Below are 5,374 nucleotides of genomic sequence, written 5' to 3'. Positions count from 1 at the left end.
TCACGACCTTCGACAACGCTTCAGCCACGGGCTTGAGCGAGTCCTTGGCATCGTGCCCTTTCGGCCGGCCGAAATGCCGCCGCCGGAGGCCATGGCCCCCCGGGGGGGCCGTTTTTTGTCCCGGGGGGGCTGGCGGTGTGGGCGGGGGCGCCAAGGGGCGGCGGCCGTTTCCCGGCCGACGCTAACGAGCTGTTGCAGACCAAGGTCGCGAAGATGGCCCAGGCCGCCGACCCGCTGCTTCAGAAGGGCATCGAGATGAACAATCGCGGCGCCGAGCTGGAGACCAAGCAGGCCGCCGACAGCTATGCCATGATCTTCCGCGTGCTGGTCGGCATCATCGTGCTCTCGGTCGTGATCGCGATCGGCGCCGCCTATTATCTCGTGCGCGACGTTTCCCGTGGCATTGCCTCGATCATCCGCCCGATGCAGTCGCTCGGCGAGGGCGACCTTTCGGCCGAGGTGCCGCATCGCGGCGAGCGGACCGAGATCGGCTCGATGGCGGATGCGCTGCAGATCTTCAAGGAGGCGCTGATCGCCAAGAAGGCTGCCGACGAGGCCGCTGCGCGCGACGCCGAAGCCAAGATCGAACGCGGCCGCCGTGTCGACGCCATCACCCGCAAGTTCGAAGCCATGATCGGCGAAGTCGTCGGGACCGTGTCCTCGGCTTCCACCGAGCTCGAGGCCTCCGCCTCGACGCTGACCAACACCGCGCAGCGCGGACAGGAACTCGCGACCGTCGTCGCAGCCGCCTCCGAGGAAGCCTCGACCAACGTCCAGGCGGTGGCATCCGCTTCGGAGGAGCTGTCGTCCTCCATCACCGAGATCAGCCGCCGCGTGCAGGATTCGGCGCGGATGGCGGCGGAGGCCGTCGAGCAGGCGGCGCGGACCAACGACCGCGTCAACGCGCTGTCGCAGGCGGCGTCCCGCATCGGCGACGTCGTCGAACTCATCAATACCATCGCGGGCCAGACCAATCTGTTGGCGCTGAACGCGACCATCGAGGCCGCGCGTGCCGGTGAAGCGGGCCGCGGATTCGCGGTCGTCGCCTCCGAGGTCAAGGCGCTGGCGGAGCAGACTGCGAAAGCCACCGGTGAGATCGGGGCGCAGGTCTCAGGTATCCAGGCGGCGACGCAGGAATCGGTCAGTGCCATCCAGGAGATCGGCGGCACCATCGAGCGGCTGTCCGAAGTGGCTGCGGCCATCGCTGCCGCAGTCGAAGAACAGGGCGCGGCCACGCAGGAAATCTCGCGTAACGTCCAGCAGGCCTCGGTCGGCACGCAGGAGGTCTCGTCGAACATCACCGATGTGCAGCGGGGTGCGTTCGAGACCGGCGAGGCCTCGAACGAGGTGCTGTCGGCGGCAAAATCGCTCGCGACCGACAGCACCCGTCTCAAGGTCGAGGTCGCGCAATTCCTGGAATCGGTTCGCGCGGCCTGATCCTCAAATGCTCGTCTGCGGAGCCGGCGGCGGTGCGACCTGCCGCCGGAACAGGATGCGCTGGTAGAGCCAGCCGATCGCGACCAGCACGATGCCGAGGCACATGAAGGACAGCGCGCGGTAGACGCCCGTCAGCGTCGACATGTCGATGACGAAGGCCTTCAGGATCGTCAACGCGATCACGACGGCCGACGCCAGCCGCGCCCGCTCCGAATTGACGAGAATGCCGACGCCGAGCAGCACCACGCCGAAGCCGAGCCAGCCGATCGAATAGGTATATTGCTCGGCGCCCGTCGTCTCCCCGGAGGAGAGGATCGGGCCGTGATAGAAGCGGCGGATCTCCAGCGTGACATAGGTCAGCGCGAACAGCAGCGCGCCGCCCGCAATCGTGTTGGCGTAGGCCTTGCCGCGTTCGCCGGCCACGGCATAGGACAGCAGCAGCATCAGCACCGCTGGCAGCGCGTAGCCGAGCAGCAGCAGGTTGAACACGGCGCCGCCGACGTCGGTGCGCCACAGCAGCGGGTTCTCCAGGATCAAGAGGCCGAACACGCCCACGAGCCCGGCGATCGCCGTGAGCACGACCGCGCCGACATTGTGCACGATGCTGCGGCTGCGCTGCCGCAGACGCTCCAGCCCGATCGCCATGGCGAGCATGACGCTGACCTGCAGCGCGCATTCGAGCAGCGACGGTGCCGACGTCACGTCGCCGCCGGTCGCAAAGTGCCGGATCTCCATGAAGGCGAGCAGCGCGGTGAACAGGATCGCGGCGCTCTCGATCATGCGCAACGGGGCGTCGTCGCCGCGGCGGCGCAGGAACAGGCTCGCCGCCCAGAACGATGCCGCCGGCACGCCGTAGCCCCACAACAGCCAGTTGAAGATCGGCGTGGTTCCGACGGCGTCGCCGACGATGCGTGGATCATAGCCGATCCGAGCGGTGACCAGGCCTGCGAAGATCGCGGCCAGCCAGCGCAGGAACGGGATCGGCCGCTGCATCGAGATCCAGGCGGTGCCGAGCGACATCAGCGCGAGTGCGATCGTGAGCCAGCCCTTCTCCAATGCAAATGTCAGCGCCAGCGCCAGCGCACCGAGCGTGCCGGTCGCGAACAAGGCCGTGGAGATCATGGCGCCCGGCCGGGTCTCGCGGCGCGCAAGCGCTTCGGTGGCAGCGCCGAAGGCGGCGGCGAGCAGCACCGCGAGAATGGCGAACGGGATCGAGCGGTCGAGGTGCGCGATGCGTGCGTAGAGCGCGACCAGGATCGCGATCGGCGTCGCGACACCCGCGACCGACCACACCACCGGAATGATCGCCGAGTTCGAACGGCCCTGCGCGAGGAATCCCGCGATGCCGAAGCCGGCGGCGAAGATCGCCGCCATCACCAGATGCAGCGTCACCGCGCTGTCGATCGCCGTCGGTGCGATGCCGGCGATGGGGCCGCCCGGCAGCACCAGCATGTCGGGATTGGCGCGCACCGCCCATTCGGCGAACACGATGAAGACGGTCGCGGCGGCCGCGCCGAGCGCGCCGGTGGCCGCCGGCGCGCGCCAGGCGACAAGCAGCGTCGCGCCGACGAGCAGCGTGAAGGCGATCAGCGCCAGGTCCGCATGCGCGCTCGACAGCACGATCAGCATCGCGCCGAACAGATAGGCACCGAGCGAGCCCGACGAGACCGGCTCGATTTCACCGTCCTCGATCGTCGGGCCGAACATGAAGCCGCAGACGACGAGAAGAGCGGCAAGAACGAAGCCTGCGATCACATGCAAAGCGTGCGGCGCGACCTGCAAGTCGCTGGTATCGAGCCCCGGAAAGATCCAGAGCACGGCGAAGGCGATCGTGGTGACCGCAAGCCAGCGCCACAACCGGATACGGGCGAGGCCGAAGCTCGCGGCGGTGACGATGGCGAGATAGATGTAGAGTGCCCAATAGTTCGGCTTGTCGCTCGAGACGAGGATCGGCGTCACGAACGCGCCGACTACGCCGAGGCCCGCGAGCGCGGGCCCGTGCAAAAGCGCTGCAGCCAGCGTGCCGAGCGCGACGAGGCCGAGCAGCACGAAGGCGGTCGCGGGGACGAGGAATCCATAGAGCGCGTAAGCCGCGTAGATGGTCGCAAATGCCACCGCCGTGCCGGCCGCGGTGAGGATCGCGGGAATGTTGGCGATCGGCAGCGCGGCGATGTTGGAGATGCTCTCCTTGCGGCGTGACCATTCGCCGGCGCCAAGCAGCGCCAGCGCGAACACGCCGCCAAGGAACACGCGCACACCGGGGCCGACGAGGCCGGCCTCGATCGAATAGCGCACCATGAAGAAGCCGCCGAGCGCGAGCGCAAGGCCGCCGATCCACACCACCCAGCGCGTGCCGAGCCGTTCCTCGAAGCCGGGCGCGGGCGCGGGTGCGGGCCGCGGCGGCGGCGCGTCGGCCTCGGTGCTCGCTTCGAGCGGAGGCGGTGAAACATCCTCCGTGACGGGCGGGGGCGGCGCCTCGGCTCCCGGTTCGGCTTGGGGCACAAGCGGCGGCGGCGCTGCAGAAGTCGTCGCGGACGCTTCAGCCCACACATCTGCCGGGATCCGCGGCGGCTGCACGGGCCGTTGCGCGTGGAACGTCGCTTCGAGCGAGCTCAGCCGTCGTCGCAGCTCAGCCGCCTGGCTGGAGGCCTTGATCGCGATGATGAAAGCGATGACCGCAATGATCAGCGCGAAGACGTCGAACGGGCCGTCAGACATAAAGCCTCCAGGCAATCGGCGGGCAGGGGCCGATCGCGCATATCTCGGGTTAGCGCCGGGAGCGTACGCGCAAGCCCGGCGCGGGCCGCTCCTGGAGCACGTCGCGACGGAAGCGGTAGAGCGCCGCCGGACGTCCGCCCGTCTGTGTCGACATCACCCCGGTCGGTTCGACCAGGGCTTCCATTTCGACCAGGCGGCGGAAATTTTGTTTGTGCAGGTGTCGGCCGGAGATCGCCTCCACCGTATACTGCAATTCGGTGAGTGTGAACTCGGCGGGCAAAAGTTCAAAGACCACAGGACGATACTTCAGTTTTGCACGCAGTCGCGCGATCGCTGTCGCAAGAATCCGGCGGTGGTCGAAGCGCATGGATGTGCCGAGCGCGGGCAGTGCCTTGCGCGCTAATGCCGCAGGGCGACCGTCGCGCCGTGCTTCCTCGACCAGCCCGGCCTCGTACAGGAGCTCGTAGCGGTCGAGCACGCGCTCCTCGTCCCAGGACGCGCCGTCGAGACCGAAATAGAACCGCACGCGATCCTTGCGCGGCAGTGCGCGCGTCGTCTCCGGCGTCTCCTCTTCGGCCCACTCGGTCAATGCCGGGATGATGTCGTCCGCGATGATCGCGGGCGGCCCCTCGCGCCAGTCTTCCCACGGCAGGAAGCGATACCACGGCGCGAAGCTCGCACTCGTGGCTGCGAGTTCGCCGCCGATGGCGCGCGTCAGTGCGAGATAGCCGATCGACACCATGTGCGCGCCGATGTCGCCGGCTTCGGCATGCCGGCCGCGATCGCCGAACGTGTAGAGCTGTTCGACATAGCCGAGCCGCAGGCCCGTCTGTTCCTCGACCCAGGCCCGCAGGCCGATCTCGAAAGTGCGGTGGCTCGGCGCATCGAACGGGCCGAACGGCAGGCCGGCCAGTCCGTCACTGTCGCGCGCGGTGAGGATCAGCGGCTCATGATTCTCGATCGCGACGATCGCGGCAGTCAGGCCGATCTCGATCGGCGTCAGCAGCTTTTCGCTCATGCGATGGCGATCGCGTGAGTGATGAGATAGGTATGCCAATTGTTTGAGCCGGTCTCGCCGCGGGCTCGCTGTAACCTCTCCCGCTTGCGGGAGAGGTCGGCGCGCAGCGCCGGGTGGGGGCTCTCTCCTCATCGGGAGTGTCCCAGTATGGAGATACCCGCTCCCCCCCCCCCACCCCCCAGCGGGCGCCGGCGCCCCCCA

General features: G+C 68.3%; 2 protein-coding genes and 1 pseudogene. 1 reads left to right on the top strand and 2 read right to left on the bottom strand.

All coding sequences use genetic code 11. From position 1 onward, the window contains the following. Positions 1-162: 162 nt before the first annotated feature. A pseudogene (locus tag AC0L3K_RS16280) lies at positions 163-1,437 on the top strand (methyl-accepting chemotaxis protein); the annotation flags it as partial. Between the two features lie 3 nt (positions 1,438-1,440). On the opposite strand, the gene AC0L3K_RS16275 reads toward AC0L3K_RS16280, so the two are convergent. Next, positions 1,441-4,155 (bottom strand): DUF2339 domain-containing protein, encoded by a 2,715-nt coding sequence (locus AC0L3K_RS16275; RefSeq protein ID WP_219678680.1) that lies wholly within the window; start codon positions 4,153-4,155, stop codon positions 1,441-1,443. A 49-nt stretch (positions 4,156-4,204) separates the two neighbouring features. Next, a complete protein-coding gene (locus AC0L3K_RS16270) occupies positions 4,205-5,173 on the bottom strand; it encodes an NUDIX hydrolase (RefSeq protein ID WP_007594925.1) in 969 nt (322 codons plus the stop codon). Positions 5,174-5,374: the final 201 nt, after the last annotated feature.

This window comes from Bradyrhizobium sp. MI1.10 (assembly GCF_055811035.1).
The sequence above is the reverse complement of the archived record's forward strand: the minus strand, read 5'-3'. Positions and strand labels throughout refer to the sequence as shown.

What these genes read in the sequence shown, in the direction of transcription:
- AC0L3K_RS16275 (WP_219678680.1), bottom strand. Translation starts at nt 4,155, where the DNA reads ATGTCTGACGGCCCGTTCGACGTCTTCGCGCTGATCATTGCGGTCATC.
- AC0L3K_RS16270 (WP_007594925.1), bottom strand. Translation starts at nt 5,173, where the DNA reads ATGAGCGAAAAGCTGCTGACGCCGATCGAGATCGGCCTGACTGCCGCG.